This window comes from Telluria sp. B2, from assembly GCF_051789535.1.
Taxonomy (GTDB): domain Bacteria; phylum Pseudomonadota; class Gammaproteobacteria; order Burkholderiales; family Burkholderiaceae_D; genus Telluria.
On the sequence record NZ_CP196525.1, the window covers coordinates 3,359,088 to 3,377,487 of the forward strand.

Here is an 18,400-nt window from a genome sequence, read left to right on the forward strand (position 1 = left end):
TGGTGCGCTGCGCAACAGATTGACCTAATGCTCGGCAACATTTGTTGCCGCACGGCATAACCAACGGTTATGATGATCGAAGAAACCGGTATTCCCCCTTCTTCGATCATGCTCAAACAAACATTTTCCACCGCTCGCTGGAGCGTCGGCTCCAGGATCAGCGCGTTCTCCTTCGCCCTGGTCGGCGCCGTCCTCGCCGCCCTGGTGACGACGATCTCCCTCACCACCTCCTCGATCCTGGAAGAGCGTGCGCGCCGCAGCCTCGACGGCGAGCTGCAGGGCGTCGTCAACACGGTCGAGCTGTTCAACAAGACCGTGTCGAACGAGGCGGTCAGCTTCGGCCGCATCTTCGCCACCAATTTCACGGACGGCTACGCACTCGACGCCGAACACACGGTCGACATCGGGGGCAAGCCGGTGCCGACCCTGACGAACGGCGGCCGCGTCCTGAATCTCGACTTCGGCATCCCCGACCGCTTCACTGCCGCCACCGGCGCCAACGCGACCATCTTCGCGGCCAGCGGAGAGGACTTCGTGCGCGTCAGCACCTCGGTGAAGAAGGAAAACGGCGAGCGCGCCGTCGGCACCCAGCTCGACCGCGCCAGCCCGGCCTATCCCGCCCTGCGCGCAGGCCGTACCTATATCGGCCTGACCACCCTGTTCGGCAAGCAGTACATCACCCAGTACGAGCCGGTGCGCGACGCCGCCGGCAAGGTCGTCGGCGCCCTCTACGTCGGCGTCGACATCACCCGCGACGTCGCCTTCCTGAAGGAGCGCATCCGCGCGATCAAGGTCGGCGAGACCGGCTACTTCTACATCCTGAACGCGGCGCCGGGCAAGAACTTCGGCGACCTCGTCATCCACCCGAGCAAGGAAGGCACGAACCTCCTCGAGAGCCGTTCGGCCGATGGCCGCCCCTTCATCCGCGAGATGCTCGAAACGAAGAACGGCAGCATGGCCTACGCCCTGAAGGACGAGGGCGAAGAGGAAATCCGCAACAGGTTCGCCGTCTACACCTGGTTCAAGGACTGGAACTGGGTCATCGCCGGCGGCACCAATGTCGACGAGATCACCGCCGAAGCGACGGCCCTGCGCAACCGCTACATCCTGTTCGGCCTGGTGGCCCTGGTCGCTTTCGCCGTGGCCCTGTACGCCTTCGTGCGCAGCGCCGTCACCCGCCCGCTGGCCGAGGCGCGCGACGCCGCCATCCGCATCGCCGAGGGCGACCTGACGGTGCGCGTATCCAGCCGCGGCCAGGACGAGATCGGCCGCCTGCTCGAGGCCATGAACGGCATCAGCAGCAAGCTGTCCACGGTGGTCGGCAACGTGCGCGAAGGCGCCGAGCAGATCGCCAACGCCTCGCAGGAAATCTCGACCGGCAACCTCGACCTGTGCATGCGCACCGAGCAGCAGGCCTCCAGCCTGGCGAGCACCGCCTCCTCGATGGGCGAACTGACCGAGACCGTGCGCCAGAACGCCGATCACGCGCGCCAGGCCAACCAGCTCGCCCTGAACGCCTCGAGCGTCGCCCAGAAGGGCGGCAGCATGGTGGCGCAGGTGGTCGACACCATGGAATCGATCAACCAGTCCTCGCGCAAGATCGGCGACATCACCGGCGTCATCGACGGCATCGCCTTCCAGACCAACATCCTCGCCCTGAACGCGGCCGTGGAAGCGGCGCGCGCCGGCGAACAGGGCCGCGGCTTCGCGGTCGTGGCCAGCGAAGTGCGCAACCTGGCCCAGCGCAGCGCCGCCGCGGCCAAGGAGATCAAGGCCCTGATCGCCGCCTCCAGCAGCGAGGTCGAGGCCGGCAGCAGGCTGGTGAGCGAAGCCGGCGCGACGATGAACGAGGTGCTGGCCAGCGTTGCCCGCGTCACCGACATCATGGCCGACATCAGCGCCGCCAGCCTGGAGCAGACGGGCGGCATCGAACAGGTCAACCGCGCCATCGGCGAAATGGACGAGTCGACCCAGCAGAACGCCGCGCTGGTCGAGGAAGCCAGCGCTGCCACCCAGGCCCTGCAGGACCAGGCCGCGCAACTGGCGCGCGCCGTGCGCCTGTTCCGGCTGGACGATGCCGCGCCCGGCAATGCCCTGGCTGCGCCGGCGCGCCATCCGGCGCTGACGAACGATTGACCCTACATCATCTTTCCGGCCCCCGTCTTTCGGTGTAGAGTAACAACCCCTCTACACCGGAGCCCTGCCTTGTCCGACGCCGACCTGATCCGCCGCTGCCACACCGTCTTCCCGGGCCACCGCGCCCGCCGCCCCGCCGAGATGTACGCTGCCATGGCCGCCTGGTGCGAAGCCAACGACGTCGAGCACGACGTTTACGGCAGCGGAGAACTGATCGAGTCCTTCGAAAACAGGATCGCCGCCCTGCTCGGCTTCGAGGCCGCCGTGTTCTGCATCAGCGGCACCATGACCCAGGTCACCGCCCTGCGCCTGGCCAGCCAGGACCGCGGCGGCGCCCCGGTGGCCCTGCATCCGACCTCCCACATCTTCGTGCACGAGCGTGCCAACCACCAGTTGCTCGGCCACTTCGCCGCCCTGCGCGCGGGCGATCCGCAGCGCCCATTCACCGCCGCCGACCTCGAAGCGATCCCCGACCGCCTCGGCGCCGTCGGGCTCGAAATTCCGATGCGCGAGATCGGCGGCCAGGTGCCGTCCTGGGACGAACTCGAGGCGATCAAGGCCCACTGCAAGGCGCGCGGCGTGCACCTGCACATGGACGGCGCGCGCCTGTGGGAAGCGGCGGCCGGTTACGGCAGGCCGGTGGCGGACATCGCCGCCGGCTTCGATTCCGTCTACGTGTCGCTGTACAAGGGCGTGGGCGGCCTGGGCGGCGCCATGCTGGCGGGCAGCCATGACTTCGTCGCGCGTGCTGCCGAATGGTTCAAGCGCCAGGGCGGCAACGTGATCCACCGCTCGCCCTATGTCGTGGCCGCCGCCATGCAGTTCGATGCGAGGATCGCCGCCATGCCCGACTACTTCCGCCGCACCGAATTCCTGTACGAGACGCTGCGCACCCACCCGGAAATTCGCGTCAATCCCGCGCGACCGGCCGCCAACATGCTCCACCTGCACCTGCCGGTGAGCCGCGAGCGCGCGCTGGCCATCCGCGACGAACTGGCGGAACGGCACGGCATCTGGCTGTTCAACCGCGTCAACCACGGCGTGCTGCCCGACACCAGTTACTTCGAGCTCTACGTCGGCGACAACCTGCTGGCTGCCTCGGATGAACAGATTCGCACGGCGCTGGACCGGTTTGCAGCGGCGCTGCGCACGCCTGCATAAGTTACAATAGCGGGTTTTCCAAGGAAGGACCGTCATGCGCCAATACCTCGACTTCATGCGCCATGTGAAAGAGCACGGCGCGCTCAAGACCGACCGCACGGGCACCGGCACGCTCTCCGTGTTCGGCTACCAGATGCGCTTCAACCTGCAGGAAGGTTTTCCGCTGGTGACCACCAAGAAGGTGCACCTGAAGTCGATCATCCATGAACTCATCTGGTTCCTGCAGGGCTCGACGAATATCGCCTACCTGAAGGAAAACGGCGTCTCCATCTGGGACGAATGGGCCGACGCCAACGGCGACCTCGGCCCCATCTATGGCTACCAGTGGCGCAACTGGCCGACGCCGGGCGGCGAACACATCGACCAGATCAGCCTGGTCATGGACCAGATCAGGAACAATCCGGACTCGCGCCGCATGATCGTATCAAGCTGGAACGTGGCCGACGTGCCGCAGATGAAGCTGCCGCCCTGCCACGCGCTGTTCCAGTTCTACGTCGCCGACGGCAAGCTCTCCTGCCAGCTCTACCAGCGCAGCGCCGACATTTTCCTGGGCGTGCCCTTCAACATCGCTTCCTACGCGCTGCTGACCCACATGATGGCCCAGCAGGCCGGCCTGGAAGTCGGCGACTTCGTCTGGACCGGCGGCGACTGCCACCTGTACTCGAACCACCTGGAGCAGGCCGACCTGCAGCTTTCGCGCGAGCCGCTGCCGCTGCCGAAGCTGCTCATCAAGCGCAAGCCGGACTCGCTGTTCGACTACCGCTTCGAGGACTTCGAAGTGGTCGATTATCAGTCGCACCCGGCGATCAAGGCGCCGGTGGCGGTCTAGCGCGGCAGGCGTGCGCGTTTCGTCCATCAGTCATCGTCCCGCGCACGCGCAACTGCTGCTGCCGGCCGATGCCGTCGACCTCTTCGCCGGCCTCGGTATCCGCGGCGACCGCCATGCAGATCCGCTCTCGGCGCGCCAGCTACTGCTGGTCTCGACCGCCGTCTACGAAGACCTGGCCCTGCCTGCGCTTGCGCTGCGCGAAAACCTGGCAATCGGTGCCGATACAGCGCATCTCGCTTCCGGTACCGTGCTGCGGATCGGCGACGAAGTCCAGCTCAGGATCATGTTCCAATGCGAGGCCTGCGGGCAGCTCGACGCCCTCCACCCGGGGCTGGCGAAACGCATCGGCAAGCGTCGCGGCGTGCTCGCGCGCGTCCTGGCAGGAGGCCGCATCGCCCGGGGCGATTCTGTGCACGACCTCGGCGTCCTCTTTCCCGCCTGGTCCGACGACTGGCGCGAACGTGTCCGACGCGTGCTGGACGCCGTGCCGGCCGGCGCGACGATCGAGTACCGCCAGCTGGCACGCCTGGCGGGGATACAGTCGAGCTATTGCCGCGCCTTCCCGCGCCTGATCCGTCAACTTGGCGACAACCATGCCGGCAAGGCGGTGTCCTCGCAATCGGCACATACCCTCCCGCGCTGGGAGGGGCAAGGCTTGTTTGATCATTCCTGAGTGCCCAACGGCGCGCTCCCGTCACCTACACATAAAAAGTTATCGGAAGATAAATATTTTATGTTAATGTTCGGTATTTTCAGGCAAGATGAACGGTCCGTTCACCCAAGTGCCTGCCTCTAACCAGAACCCGGGACGGCAACGCCGATGAATCCACGACTTCTTCTTGCTGGACTTGCATCCCTTCTCGCCGCCTGCGGTGGTGGTGGTGGCGATTCCGGTACGTCTGCCGCGCCCCCGGTGGCCCAGGCGCCGGCGCTTCCCCCACCCGCGGCGCAACAGCCGCCCGCGGCGCCAGCACCCGCGCCGACCGCCCCGCTCCCACTCGAACCTCCTCCCGTGTCACCCGTACCGGTCGTGCCGCCGCCCGCTGCACCAGCGCCGGTCGCGCCGTCCGCCCCGCCTTTCTCGATCAGCCCGGCAACCGTGCGCGCGACCGCGGTGGCAGGCTACTCCGCGGCGATAACGCTTGCCGCTGTCCCGACCACCGGCGGCACCGAAGCGGCCTACGTCGGATTCGATTCCGGTGGCTCGACGCTCGTCTCCGAACCGACGCTGACCAGGCTCGCCAACGGCGCCATCGAGGTCAAGCTGACGACGCTGGCCTCTGCGCCCGCAGGCCGCCATACCGGCAACTTCACGGTCAATGTTTGTACGACGGCGCAATGCACCCAGCAGCTCCCCGGCGCCCCGTTCAAGCTGCCTTACGAGATCAATGTAGTCGGTCCGGACGGCCTGCTCAACAAGTTCGACGTCAAGCCGCTGCGCAAGCTCACCGGTGCTGCCGGCTGGGTCACCGTGCAAGGCAACGCCGCACGCAGCGGCCACGTCCCGGTCACGCTCGCACCCGCCAGCTTCAGTCCGCGCTGGGACTTCTATTCGCCGAAACAGGCGCACTATAACGCGCGGCATACGTTCACCGAGGTCGCCGCCCAGGACGGCGCACTCTATGTCGGCGTCGGCCTCGACCGGGACTCCACGAGCGTCGGCTACATGTTGTACGCGCTGGGCGAAGAGGACGGGCGGATACGATGGACGCGCGACTTCGGGGACCTGCCGTACCGCGGCGTGCGTGCGCCGGCCATCGGCAACGGCAAGGTCTATGTCGTTGCAGGCGACCAGGAGAAGACGACGCTGCATGCCCTCGACCAGGCGAGCGGCTCACAGGCCTTTGCCAAACGGATCTACTCGCAATGGCCGAGCTTCCGCGCGCCGGTCGTCATTGGCGACCTGGTCTATACCGAAAGCGGCGAGTTTGGCGGCTGGGGGGCGTATAACGCCGACAACGGCGACATGAAGTTCCATTATCACCTCCCTTCCTGGTTGCAAGGGGTGTCTCCGGCAACCGACGCCGACTACATCTACATCTACAGGAACAACGTCGAGGTGCTCGACCGCCGTACCGGGGCCCTGCTCGCCGTACTGCCGCCTTTCGAGATTCCTTCCTATGTCGACGGGCCGCGTGCGCGGCTGGCCTCTACGACGATGCTCGGCTCGCCGGGCACGGTATTCGTCGCCTCGGTGTACGTGCTGGGCGCCATGGATACCGTATCCAAACGCGTGCGCTGGCAGGTGCTGGGACAGTATCAGCAAAATGCCGCATTCGCCGACCAGATGGTATTCGCCCTGAACGACAGGACGCGCGCACTCGAAGTGCGCCGCGAAAGCGATGGCGCTCTGCAGTGGACCTGGACGGCAAAAGACGGCGCCGGCTTCGCGGGCGATGTCCTGGTGACCAACAATCTCGTCTTCGTCAGCACGACCGCCGGCACCTATGCCATCGACCGCGGCAGCCACGCGACGGTGTGGAAGCATCCCGCATCGGGTCCGCTGGCGCTGTCGGAGTACGGGGTACTCTACATCAAGGACGGCACCGTGCTGCACGCAATTAACGTGCAGTAAGCCCGCGCGCACCCGGCAGGTGAACGCTCGCCTTGACAGACGGTGCCGGGGGGCGCCACCATCTGCCTTTCACCAGCCACAGACAAGGATTACCGGCATGCGCCCGCTCTCACCTGCTTTCCACCTGCCCCCGGGGGAGGCCCGATGACGAAACTGACCATGGTCGTCGCCATCGATGCGCAAGGCGGCATCGGCATCGACAACCAGCTTCCCTGGCACCTGCCCGAAGACCTGGCCCACTTCAAGCGCGTCACCCTCGGCCGCCCGATCATCATGGGCCGCAAGACCTTCGACTCGATCGGCCGGCCGCTGCCCGGACGGCGCAACATCGTCGTCACCCGCAACGGCGAGTGGCGCCACGACAGCGTGGAGGCCGTGACCTCGCTCGAGGCCGCCATTGCCCTGGTGGGCGACGAGGAAGCGAGCATCATCGGCGGCGCCCAGATCTTCAATGCGGCGCTGGACCTGGCCGACCGCATGATCGTCACCGAGATCGCACGCACTTTTGACTGCGACACTTTCTTCCCGCCGATCGACCCGCAGGTGTGGCAGGAGACCGCGCGCGAGCGCCACCATTCCGAGGCCCAGGGCTTCGACTTCGACTACGTGACCTACGAGCGCAAGGCGTAGGGCGGGGTCATCGATGCCGGGGGGCATCCATGACGTGCCCACCCTGCATCCTCGTGTGCGCCATGCCTGAACGCATCCCGTTACCCTAGTAAAAAAATGTTCACCGGACAGCGGATTTTCTGCGAAAATCCGCTTCTTATTTTTTCGGTGCCGTGTGAGCGGGCCGCGTCAACCGGACGTGGCTGCCCCCACGGCGCTTCGCATTGGAGCTGTCAATGAAATTTCGTTTCCCAATCGTCATCATTGACGAAGATTTCCGTTCCGAGAACACATCCGGTCTCGGTATTCGCGCGCTTGCAGCGGCGATGGAAAAAGAAGGCATGGAGGTGCTCGGCCTGACCAGCTACGGCGACCTGTCCCAGTTCGCCCAGCAGCAGTCGCGCGCCTCGGCCTTCGTGCTGTCGATCGACGACGAGGAATTCGGCGGCGGCTCGCTCGAGGAAACCGATTTCGCCCTGACCGGCCTGCGCGCCTTCGTGCAGGAGATCCGTCACAAGAACTCGAACATCCCGATTTATATTTACGGCGAGACCCGCACCTCGCGCCACATCCCGAACGACATCCTGAAGGAGCTGCACGGCTTCATCCACATGTTCGAGGACACGCCAGAATTCGTCGCGCGCCACATCATCCGCGAAGCGAAAGCCTACCTGGATAGCCTGGCGCCGCCCTTCTTCCGCGCGCTGGTGAACTACGCCTACGATGGCTCCTACTCCTGGCACTGCCCGGGCCACTCGGGCGGCGTCGCGTTCCTGAAGAGCCCGATCGGCCAGATGTTCCACCAGTTCTTCGGCGAGAACATGCTGCGCGCCGACGTCTGCAACGCGGTCGAGGAACTGGGCCAGCTGCTGGACCACACCGGCCCGGTGGCCAAGTCCGAACGCAACGCCGCGCGCATCTACAGCGCCGACCACTGCTATTTCGTCACCAACGGCACCTCGACCTCGAACAAGATGGTCTGGCACTCGACCGTCGCCCCGGGCGACATCGTGGTGGTCGACCGTAACTGCCACAAGTCGATCCTGCACTCGATCATCATGTGCGGCGCGATCCCCGTGTTCCTGATGCCGACCCGGAACAACCTCGGCATCATCGGCCCGATCCCGCTGGAAGAGTTCACGCCCGAATCGATCGCCCGCAAGATCGAGGCCAACCCGTTCGCGCGCGAAGCGAAGGACAAGAAGCCGCGCATCCTGACCATCACCCAGTCGACCTACGACGGCGTGGTGTACAACGTGGAAGTGCTGCGCGAGATGCTCGACGGCCGCATCGACACCCTGCACTTCGACGAAGCCTGGCTGCCGCACGCGACCTTCCACGACTTCTACAAGAACATGCACGCGATCGGCCGCGACCGTCCGCGCGCCAAGCAGTCGATGATCTTCTCGACCCAGTCGACGCACAAGCTGCTGGCCGGCCTGTCCCAGGCTTCTCAGGTGCTGGTGCGCGAATCGGAATCGGTCAAGCTCGACCAGGACGCCTTCAACGAAGCCTTCCTGATGCACACCTCGACCTCGCCGCAGTACTCGATCATCGCCTCCTGCGATGTCGCCGCGGCCATGATGGAAGCGCCGGGCGGCACGGCCCTGGTCGAGGAATCGATCCTGGAAGCGCTGGACTTCCGCCGCGCCATGAAGAAGGTCGACGAGGAATTCGGCAACGACTGGTGGTTCAAGGTCTGGGGTCCGGACGTGACCTCGGAAGAAGGCATTGGCACCCAGGAAGACTGGATGATCCGCGCCGAGGACGACTGGCACGGCTTCGGCAACCTCGCCGAAGGCTTCAACATGCTCGACCCGATCAAGTCGACCATCGTGACCCCGGGCCTGTCGCTGGACGGCCAGTTCGGCGAAACCGGCATCCCGGCCTCGATCGTGACCAAGTACCTGGCCGAGCACGGCGTCATCATCGAGAAGTGCGGCCTGTACTCCTTCTTCATCATGTTCACGATCGGCATCACCAAGGGCCGCTGGAATACTTTGGTTACCGCTCTCCAGCAGTTCAAGGACGACTACGACCGCAACAAGCCGATGTGGCAGGTGATGCCGCAGTTCGCCGCCGCCAACCCGCGCTACGAAAACCGCGGCCTGCGCGACCTGTGCACCCAGATCCACACCTTCTACAAGCAGTACGACGTGGCGCGCCTGACGACCGAGATGTACCTGTCGGACATGGTCCCGGCGATGAAGCCGTCGGACGCGTTTGCGAAGATGGCGCGCCGCGACATCGAGCGCGTTGCCATCGAGGACCTGGAAGGCCGCACCACCGCGATCCTGCTGACGCCTTACCCGCCGGGCATCCCGCTCTTGATCCCGGGCGAGCGCTTCAACAAGACCATCGTCGACTACCTGCGCTTCGCGCGCGACTTCAACGAGAAGTTCCCGGGCTTCGAGACCGACGTCCACGGCCTCGTCAAGCGCGAGATCAACGGCAAGCTGGGCTACTTCGTGGATTGCGTGAAGCAGGACTGATCTTCGGTCCACGGAGGTGGGAAGAGGAGCCAGCGGCTCCTCTTTTTGTTTGTGGGGTGTGCACGGTGGACGCCTGGGTCGACGCGGTATGGTGCCGCTGCAAATCGCAACGCGCCGGCAGAACAACAGGACGCGAAAGATCAGGGTGCTTCCAAGACCGCAACGACGCAGGCAATGAGACCGCGTGGGCACAGGTGCCCACCCTACGATTACCTTCGCTTCAATTCAACGATCGGGGCCGGGACCGGCGCAGCAGCCCCCGAATTCAATTCTCGCCGCGCATGCGCGATCACGCTACGCGCCGCGCTCAGGCCCAGCAAGCCCATGACGGCGGCCACGAACAGGTCGGGCAGCCCGCTGCCCGCCTGCCAAACGCCCAGCGCCGCCAGCAGCACAGCGACGTTGCCGATCATGTCATTGCGCGTGCACAGCCAGACCGAGCGCATGTTGGCGTCGCCGTTCCTGAACGCGAACAGCAGGGCCGCGACCAGGCCATTGGCCGCCAGGGCGAGGACGCCGATGAGGCCCATCGTCTCGGCTTCCGGCACGGTGCCCGAGGCCAGGTGCCACAGGGCCGTGCCGAGCACGAACGCACCATAGGCGCCCATGCTCGCGCCCTTCACCAGCGCGGTGCGCGAGCGCCAGATTGGGGCGAGGCCAAGGACGAACAGGGAAATGCCGTAGTTGGCGGCGTCGCCGAAGAAGTCGACCGCATCGGCCAGCAGCGAGACGGAACCGGTCGCCCAGCCGCCGGCCAGTTCGACGCCGAACATCAGCGCATTGACGACCAGGGCGATCCAGAGCACGCGCCGGTAACGGGGATCGACGGGCGGTTTACCGGTAGAGCAGCCGCCGCCGCAGCAATCTGCCATCCTTGCACCTTACCGATATGATACAAATTCCGCAGGCAGGCCGCGAAAACCGTATCAGGTCTTCGGCAGCGTCACGCCGTGCTGGCCCTGGTATTTGCCGCCACGGTCCTTGTACGAGGTCTCGCAGACTTCGTCCGATTCGAAGAACAGCACCTGGGCGCAGCCCTCGCCCGCGTAGATCTTGGCCGGCAGCGGGGTCGTGTTCGAGAATTCCAGCGTAACATAGCCTTCCCATTCCGGTTCGAACGGGGTCACGTTGACGATGATGCCGCAGCGCGCATAGGTCGACTTGCCCAGGCAGACGGTCAGTACATTGCGCGGAATGCGGAAGTATTCCATGGTGCGCGCCAGCGCGAAGGAATTCGGCGGGATGATGCAGACGTCGCTTTTCACGTCCACGAAGGACTTCTCGTCGAAGTTCTTCGGGTCGACAATGGTGCTGTTGATGTTGGTAAAGACCTTGAACTCGTCGGCGCAGCGGATATCGTAGCCATAGGACGACGTGCCGTAGGAAATGATGCGGCGGCCGTCCGCCTCGCGGATCTGGCCCGGCTCGAAGGGTTCGATCATGCCGGTTTCCTGCGCCATGCGGCGGATCCATTTATCGCTCTTGATTGCCATGCTGCTCTTTCGGGAATGCGGAAAATCCCGCGATTTTACGCGAAAAGCCCGTTCCGGTCCTGCTTTGCCATGCCATTTTGGCCAGTAGCGTGGGGCAGCAAACGCCGGATCATCTCATGCGTGAGTCGCGCCGCGCGCGCCGGGTGTTCCATCGGATACAAATGGCTCCCTTCGGTCATGACGAAATTCGCGCCGACCAGCTTGCGCGTGGACGCGAGCCCGGCCTGGCGCAATTCCTCGGAACGATTCGCGCCGATGAAACCGACCGGCACCGGGAAGTCATGGCGGATCACCTCGCCCATGTGGTGGGGCAGCGAATTGTAGATGCGGGTCTCGACCGCGCGGTCGAAGCGCAGCTGCACGCCTTCCGGATGCGGTTTCAGGCCGACGTCGAGGTAGTCGTCCAGCACGCCGGGCGCCCAGGCGGCGAAGATGTCCTTGGCGATGAAATGCTGGTAGGCCGCCTCACGGCTGGGCCAAACATTGCGGCGGCGCTCGGAAAAGCGCGCCGGCGAGAACTTCGAGCCCTTGCCCAGCAGCTTCACCAGGCGCCAGAGGAAGGCGCGCCAGCCCGCCACCACCGGGGAATCGAGCATCACCACGCACTGCGCCAGCTCGGGGCGGCGCTCGGCCGCCATGGTGCTGAGCATGCCGCCGAGCGAGTGGCCGACCAGGATCGCCGGCCGGCCGTATTGCTCGAGCTGGGCGATCAGCTCATCGACCAGTCCGCTCCAGCCGTCGCCGACGGGATAGCGCGGATCGTGCCCGACCATGTCGGTGCTGTGGACCTCATAATGGACAGCGAGCGCGTCGAGCATCTGGCGGTAGGTGCCCGACGGGAAGCTGTTGCCGTGGCAGAAATGCAGCAGGGGTTTGGTCATGAAAGCATGGGATACACGAAACTGAACAGGTTTCGATTGTAATGTGACAAGCCCCCGTACGTTCTCCGTTTAGAGGGAAACCCCTACAGTCAGCTCGGCGACATAGCCGTTGACGATATCGCCCGACATGCTCGCCATCTGCAGCGCGGTGCCGTCGCTGAAGACATTGTCGGTCGCATAGCTGATTCGCGACAGGTTCTGCACGCTGGCGCCATAGCCGTTCGCCGTATAGACCTCGTTCAGGGTCGCCAGCGGGAAGGTGAACTGCGAGGTCTTCACGCGGTTGGCGGCGCTGGTCGAGGACACCAGGGTCGGATAGACCTCGAAGTGCACGTGGGGCATGCGCCCGTCGTAGCAGCCGGGGAAGATGGTCAGGAAGGTGACATAGCCGTCGGCGTCCGCCGCCTGCACGCCGCGCAGGTAGTTTTCTTCCTTGACGCTGCTCGAATACATCGAGTAGTTGCCATCGCGGTCGCAGTGCCACAGGTAGACCGTGGCGCCGGCAACGGTGGCGCAACTGGCGGCCACGTCGACCATCTTCAGCCGGATCGTCAGCGGCACGCCCGCCGCGACGCCGCCGGCGCCGGCGATGCTGGCGCGGATGTCGCTGCGCACGATGCCCGACAGGGCCAGCGCGTTGACGACCTTGTCGTTGCTGCTGTTGGTGCCGTCGGCCGGATACGGTCCGCCCGTCTCCTCGGGGATTACCGAACAGGCAGCGCTGCCGGTCGTCGTGCCGGCGCCCGGCGTGCTGGCGGAGCCCGTGCTTGCCACCCCGGCCGTGCCGCTGTCGCCCGCGCCGCCACAGCCTGCCAGCGGCACCGCCGCCGCGCCGGCGAACAGCCAGCGCAGGCTGCGGCGCCGGCTCACCGCCGCGTTCATCAGCCGCTCGATGTCGGCGGCCAGGCCGTGCTCGTGCCCATGGTCGTGATCGTGATGCGTCATGATCGCTCCCCTCTTCTCAGCGGCGCGGCGCGCCCGGACCGTGTTCGCGTTCCGGCTCGCGCGCCAGCGCTTCCTTCTGCTGCGGCGTGAGCAGGGCCATGACCCGGGCGGCGGTACGCACGCGCAGCAGTTCGCGCGCGGCGATCGCCTGGCCCAGGGCCTTCGACTGGGCGGAAGCGCGCGCCTCGTCGTACTGGCCCGCTTCCATCATCGCGCGCAGCGCCTCCATCGCCTTGCGCTCGGCCTTGTCCTGCTCGCGCTGCTGCGGCGCCTGGGCGTGCATGATCGCGAACAGGCGGTCCTGCTGGGCTTCGCTCAGTGCGATCCCGCGCAGGAAAGGCAGGCCGGGGCCGCCCATGTGGCGGCGCGGGCCGGTGTCCGGACCGAAATCCGGGCCGGGGCCCGGTCCGTCGCTGTCGGCCGGCGCCGGGGGCGCCGCCATCGTTTCGTCGAAGCCGGGGGCGGCGTGCAGGGGACCTGCCAGGGTGGCGGCAACCAGTGCGGCCGCGCCGATGCGGATGAAGTGCATGTCAATCTCCTGTTGCGTTTTCCAAGACGGCCATTCTGGTGCGCCCGCATGTAAAGCGAGGTAAGCCGGCGTAAATCCAGGTAAGTCCCCGGCAAGGCGGAGCCGAGGATGTAAAGCTGGGTAAAAAGCCCCCACCGCCCGCGCCCGGCCGCAGGCGCCCCTGCTATCATCCGGCGGATGAACCACGTACTGTTGATCGACGACGACGCCGAGCTGGTCGGCATGTTTACCGAATACCTCGAGCAGGAAGGCTTCGCCGTGGCCTGCGCGCACGACGGAGAATCGGGCGCCCGCGAAGCCCTGTCCGGGCGCTACGCCATCGCCATCCTCGATGTGATGATGCCGGCCCTGAACGGCATCGACACCCTGCGCCGCATCCGCGCCCAGAGCCGCATCCCGGTCCTGATGCTCACCGGCCGCGGCGACGACGCCGACCGCATCCTCGGCCTGGAGCTGGGCGCCGACGACTACGTCACCAAGCCCTGCACCCCGCGCGAACTGACCGCCCGCGTGCGCGCCATCCTGCGCCGCACCCAGGAAGCCCAGCCGGGCGCGGGCAATGGCGTGGTGCTCTCGGTCGGCAAGCTCACCATGCTGCCCGAGCAGCGCCGCGCCACCTGGGACAACCAGCCGCTGGAACTGACCAGCACCGAATTCAACCTGCTCGAAGTGCTGGCGCGCCACGCCGGGCGCCCGGTCAGCAAGAACGAACTGTCCGAGCAGGGCCTGGGGCGACCGCTGGCGCGCTTCGACCGCAACATCGACGTCCACCTGAGCAGCCTGCGCCACAAGCTCGGCACCCTCGACGACGGGCGTTCGCCGCTGCAGACGGTCTACCGTCTCGGCTACCAGCTGATCCGCGACTGAGGCCTGCGATGCGACTGCCGGGCGGACGCCTGTTCTGGAAATTCTTCCTGTCGATCCTGCTGGCCCAGATCGCCGCGGCGGTCGGCATCGGCAGCATGTTCTGGCTGCGCGAACAGGCGCGCCTGTCGAACGCGATCACCGTCATCGAGACCGGACCGCCGGCCGGCTTCATGCTCGATTCCGCCACCATCGCGCTGAAGTACGGCGGCATGCCGGCCCTGCGCGAGATGGTTTCAGGGATGGTCGCCCAGAAAGGCCGGCATTCCATCTACGCCATCGACCGCAACGGGCGCGAACTGCTCGGGCGCGAAGTCACCGCGGCGATGCGCGAACAGGCCAGGCGCGAGCTGGGCACGGACCGGCCCTACCGCCCGGTGCGCATGCTCAAGGCCCCCGACGGCCAGCAGCTGCTGCTGTTCGTGCCGCGCGTCTACCGCAACGCCGCCGGCGACACGTTCACCGCGGCCCAGGTGGCGCCTGGCGCTGCGCCACACGGCGCCCCGCAGATGGCGCCGGACCTGCAGCAGCCCCGCCGCGCCGACGCGCCGCCAGGTGCGGACGGTCCCGGCGAGCGCCCGGGGTTCGGACGCGGCGACGGTCCACGCGGTCCCTTCGTGCCCGGCTGGCCGCTGACCCGGCCGATTCCGCTGTTCGCCACCATCATCGTCAGCCTGCTGTTCGCCGCCCTGCTGGCCTGGTACTTCTCGCGTCCGATCCGCGCCCTGCGCAGCGCCTTCGAGGCCGCCGCTGCCGGCGACCTCGCCCCGCGCTTCGCAGACGGCAAGCTCGGCGGCGACGAACTGAACGACCTGGGACGCGACTTCGACCGCATGAGCGGGCAACTGCGCGCGCTGATGGATGGCCAGCGCCGCCTGCTGCACGACGTCTCGCACGAACTGCGCTCGCCGCTGGCGCGCCTGCAGGCGGCGATCGGCCTGGCGCACCAGCAGCCGGACAAGATCGCGACCTCCCTGGAGCGCATCGAGCGCGAGGGCGTGCGCATGGACAAGCTGGTCGGCGAGCTGCTGGCGCTGTCCCGGCTCGAAGCCAACCCGGACCTGCCGAAGAACGAGACGATCGACATGCAGGAACTGGTCGACGGCATCGCCGCCGACGCCCGCTTCGAAGCCGGACCTTCCGGCCCCGCCATCGAACTCGACATCGAAGGCGAAGCGCCCGTGTGCGTGCGCGGCTCGCCCGACCTCCTGTGGCGCGCGATCGAGAACGTCGTGCGCAACGCGGTCAAGCACGGCGGCGCCCAGGGCAGGGTCGACCTGCGCCTGCGCGCCGATACGAACACCGTGCACGTCGACGTGCTGGACCGCGGCCCGGGCATCCTCGAGCAGGACCTGCCGACCATCTTCCAGCCCTTCTACCGCTCGAACCCGACCAGGAACAACGTCGACGGCCACGGGCTCGGGCTGGCGATCGCCGAGCGCGTGGTGCAGGCCCACGGCGGCGCCATCACGGCCCGCAACCGCGAAGGCGGCGGCCTGCACGTGGCGATCACGCTGCCGCTGGCGCGCTAGCGGTCCTGCCGGTAGCCGTCGTGCCAGTAACGGCGCTGCGTGCGCCGGTACTCGCTCACCGCGATCTTCTCGCCGAATCCGAAGGTGATGGCGCCCGACTCGTCGGTACGCAGGCGCCGGATGCCGAGCTGGCCGTAGCGCTCGAACACCTCCTTTTTGGGGTGGCGATAACGGTTACGGTGGCCGACCTGGAACACGCCGATCGACGGTTTCACCGCCGCCAGGAAGGCCGGCGTCGACGAGGTGCCGCTGCCATGGTGGGGCGCGAGCAGCACGTCCGCGCGCAGACTGCCCGGCGCCGCCTGCAGCAGGGCCGCTTCCTGGGCCGCCTCGATGTCGGCGGCAAGCAGGATGGCGCGGCCCTTGGCCGAGATGCGCAGTGTGCAGCTGCGCGCATTCGCCTTCAGCCCCGGCTCCGCGTAGCTGGCGGGCGTCGGCTGCAGCATCTCGAAGACCACGCCGTCCCACTCCCAGCGCTGGCCCGCTTCGCAACGCCGATGCGCCGCCGCCTTGCGCACGGCCGGGTGGCCAGGCGCGAGCGAACTGGCCATCCATCCGATCTCCAGCGCCTCGAGCAGGGTCGGCGCGCCGCCGGAATGGTCGGTGTCGCTGTGCGAGACGATGAGACCGTCGAGCTGCTTGACGCCACGCGCGCGCAGGTAAGGCAGCAGCACGCGGGTCGCGCCGTTCTGGGTCGCCGCGTATTGCGGGCCGGTGTCGTACAGCAGCCGATGCTTTTCCGTTTCGACCAGCAGCGCCATGCCCTGGCCGACGTCGAAAGCGGTCACGGCGAACTCGCCGGGTGGCGGATGCGTCGGCAGCAGCGTGAACAGGGGCAGCCATGACACCGCGCCTATCCAAGGTGCCGGCCAGCCGCGCGGCGCCAGCATCCAGGCAGTGCCGAACAGCGCGAGCACGAACAGCCAGGGCGGCGGCTGCGGCGCGCTCCAGACCGCCAGCGGCAGGGTCGCGAGCCAGCCCAGCGCCGCGGCCAGCCAGGCCACGCCGAGATGGGCAAGCGCCAGGACGGGAGCGGAGAGCGGCGCCGGCAGCAGGCTGCCCAGCAGCGCCAGCGGCGTGACGGCAAAGCTCACGACCGGAATCGCCACCGCATTCGCGAGCGGCCCGATCAGCGACACCTGGGAGAACAGCAGCAGCGTGAACGGCACCAGGCCCAGCGTGACCGCATACTGGGTGCGCGCGGCCAGGCGCAGCGCGCCGCGCCAGCCCGCAGTCCGGGCCTCGAAACGTCCCGCGCCCGCATACAGGATCACGCCCACCGCGCCGAACGACAGCCAGAAGCCCGGCCACAGCAGGCACCAGGGGTCGAGCAGCACCACGACGCCCAGCGCCAGGCAGAGCACATGCGACACGCCTGTCAAGCGACCGCACCACAGGGCGACGGCCACCACCGCCAGCATGTAGAGCGTGCGCTGCGCGGGCACCCCGAAGCCGGCCAGCAGCACGTACAGCAGCGCGGCCGCCGCGCCGGCCAGCGCCGCGACCTTCTGCGCCGCCAGGATCAGCGGCAGCTGTGCGCACGTGAAGAAGGAGCGGCGCCACAGGCTGGAGGCGAGCCAGGCGGCCAGTCCGGCGATCATCGTGATGTGCAGGCCCGAAATGGCGACGAGATGGCTGACGCCGGTGCGGTTGAACACGTCCCAGTCGGCCTGCTCGATGCCGCGCTGGTCGCCGATCACCAGGGCCACGATCACGCCGGCATACGGCTTGCCGCTGAGTGCTTCGACGATGCGTGCGCGCAGCAGGTCGCGGCAGCGCTCGACGACGTGGACCGGGCTGAAGACGAAGCTGTCGATGCGCCGATTGCTCCCGCCCGGCCGCACGTAACCGGTGGCACGCACGCCCTGCCCCAGCAGCCAGGCTTCGTAGTCGAAGCCGTGCGGGTTCGCGTTACCGTGGGGACGCTGCAGGCGCACGGTCAGGCGCCAGCGCTCGCCGGGGCGCACCTGGACGCCCTCGCTGCCGCCGTACCACGACAGGGCCAGGGTTTGCGGCAGCGTCGCTGGATCGTCGAGGACTTGTTCGACCTTGAACTGGAAGCGTACGCCCTCGCCGAAATCGTGGGGCAGCCTGGCGATGGTGCCGACGACCGCGATGTCGCGGCCCTCGTCGGCTTTCGCAAGTTCCTGCGACAGCGCGGCATGCGCCAGGATGGCGGCCCAGCAGAAGCCGAGCAGGCTGCCTGCCAGCGCGGCCCGTGTCGCGCCGCGCAGCGCGAGCAGCAGGACCAGGGCGGCCAGCGCGCAGGCCAGCAGGTGCCAGGGATCGGGGAGTGCCGGGCGCGTCTGGAGGAAGGCTGCGCCTGCGACGAAGCCGAGGATGGCGCAGCGCAT

15 protein-coding genes are annotated in these 18,400 nt (G+C 67.2%); 9 read left to right on the forward strand and 6 right to left on the reverse strand.

All coding sequences use genetic code 11. The annotated features are described in order from the left end of the window. Positions 1-108: 108 nt before the first annotated feature. The 7 genes from ACSUZJ_RS14945 (at position 109) to ACSUZJ_RS14975 (ending at position 9,802) form a co-directional block, all read left to right on the forward strand. A complete protein-coding gene (locus tag ACSUZJ_RS14945) occupies positions 109-2,136 on the forward strand; it encodes a methyl-accepting chemotaxis protein (RefSeq protein ID WP_499416562.1) in 2,028 nt (675 codons plus the stop codon). A gap of 69 nt (positions 2,137-2,205) precedes the next feature. Then, positions 2,206-3,297 carry a threonine aldolase family protein gene (locus ACSUZJ_RS14950; protein WP_499409410.1) on the forward strand — a complete coding sequence of 364 codons (1,092 nt, stop codon included), beginning with the start codon at positions 2,206-2,208 and terminating at the stop codon, positions 3,295-3,297. Between the two features lie 34 nt (positions 3,298-3,331). After that, positions 3,332-4,126 carry a thymidylate synthase gene (gene thyA / locus ACSUZJ_RS14955; RefSeq protein WP_499409412.1) on the forward strand — a complete coding sequence of 265 codons (795 nt, stop codon included), beginning with the start codon at positions 3,332-3,334 and terminating at the stop codon, positions 4,124-4,126. A 10-nt stretch (positions 4,127-4,136) separates the two neighbouring features. Further along, positions 4,137-4,799 (forward strand): MOSC domain-containing protein, encoded by a 663-nt coding sequence (locus ACSUZJ_RS14960; protein ID WP_499409414.1) that lies wholly within the window; start codon positions 4,137-4,139, stop codon positions 4,797-4,799. Positions 4,800-5,138: 339 nt separating this feature from the next. After that, on the forward strand, positions 5,139-6,701 hold the full coding sequence (locus tag ACSUZJ_RS14965) for an outer membrane protein assembly factor BamB family protein (protein ID WP_499409416.1): 1,563 nt from the start codon (positions 5,139-5,141) through the stop codon (positions 6,699-6,701). Positions 6,702-6,845: 144 nt separating this feature from the next. Then, positions 6,846-7,331 carry a dihydrofolate reductase gene (locus ACSUZJ_RS14970; RefSeq protein WP_499409417.1) on the forward strand — a complete coding sequence of 162 codons (486 nt, stop codon included), beginning with the start codon at positions 6,846-6,848 and terminating at the stop codon, positions 7,329-7,331. Positions 7,332-7,546: 215 nt separating this feature from the next. Further along, positions 7,547-9,802 carry an Orn/Lys/Arg family decarboxylase gene (locus tag ACSUZJ_RS14975; protein WP_499409418.1) on the forward strand — a complete coding sequence of 752 codons (2,256 nt, stop codon included), beginning with the start codon at positions 7,547-7,549 and terminating at the stop codon, positions 9,800-9,802. A gap of 209 nt (positions 9,803-10,011) precedes the next feature. Here the strand turns inward: ACSUZJ_RS14975 and ACSUZJ_RS14980 are convergent, their stop codons facing one another. The 5 genes from ACSUZJ_RS14980 to ACSUZJ_RS15000 all read right to left on the reverse strand — a co-directional run bounded on the left by ACSUZJ_RS14980 (position 10,012) and on the right by ACSUZJ_RS15000 (position 13,650). Beyond that, positions 10,012-10,674, reverse strand: coding sequence for a cation efflux transmembrane domain-containing protein (locus ACSUZJ_RS14980; RefSeq protein ID WP_499409419.1), 663 nt, complete (start codon positions 10,672-10,674; stop codon positions 10,012-10,014). A gap of 54 nt (positions 10,675-10,728) precedes the next feature. Continuing rightward, positions 10,729-11,295: a dCTP deaminase gene (dcd, locus tag ACSUZJ_RS14985; protein ID WP_499409420.1), complete on the reverse strand. Its 567-nt coding sequence runs from the start codon at positions 11,293-11,295 to the stop codon at positions 10,729-10,731. Positions 11,296-11,330: 35 nt separating this feature from the next. Continuing rightward, a complete protein-coding gene (locus tag ACSUZJ_RS14990) occupies positions 11,331-12,176 on the reverse strand; it encodes an alpha/beta fold hydrolase (protein ID WP_499409421.1) in 846 nt (281 codons plus the stop codon). 69 nt (positions 12,177-12,245) lie between these two features. Further along, complete coding sequence (locus ACSUZJ_RS14995; protein WP_499409423.1) at positions 12,246-13,121, reverse strand: dioxygenase family protein; 876 nt, start codon at positions 13,119-13,121, stop codon at positions 12,246-12,248. 16 nt (positions 13,122-13,137) lie between these two features. Continuing rightward, on the reverse strand, positions 13,138-13,650 hold the full coding sequence (locus tag ACSUZJ_RS15000) for a Spy/CpxP family protein refolding chaperone (RefSeq protein WP_499409425.1): 513 nt from the start codon (positions 13,648-13,650) through the stop codon (positions 13,138-13,140). A 177-nt stretch (positions 13,651-13,827) separates the two neighbouring features. On the opposite strand from ACSUZJ_RS15000, the gene ACSUZJ_RS15005 reads away from it, so the two are divergent. Continuing rightward, on the forward strand, positions 13,828-14,517 hold the full coding sequence (locus ACSUZJ_RS15005) for a response regulator (protein ID WP_499409427.1): 690 nt from the start codon (positions 13,828-13,830) through the stop codon (positions 14,515-14,517). Positions 14,518-14,525: 8 nt separating this feature from the next. Further along, positions 14,526-16,046 (forward strand): ATP-binding protein, encoded by a 1,521-nt coding sequence (locus ACSUZJ_RS15010; protein ID WP_499409429.1) that lies wholly within the window; start codon positions 14,526-14,528, stop codon positions 16,044-16,046. Here ACSUZJ_RS15010 and ACSUZJ_RS15015 read toward each other — a convergent pair. Continuing rightward, the gene (locus tag ACSUZJ_RS15015) at positions 16,043-18,400 is read right to left on the reverse strand and encodes a DNA internalization-related competence protein ComEC/Rec2 (RefSeq protein WP_499409431.1); all 2,358 of its coding nucleotides are present in this window, start codon (positions 18,398-18,400) and stop codon (positions 16,043-16,045) included. The two genes, ACSUZJ_RS15010 and ACSUZJ_RS15015, sit on opposite strands and share 4 nt — an antisense overlap.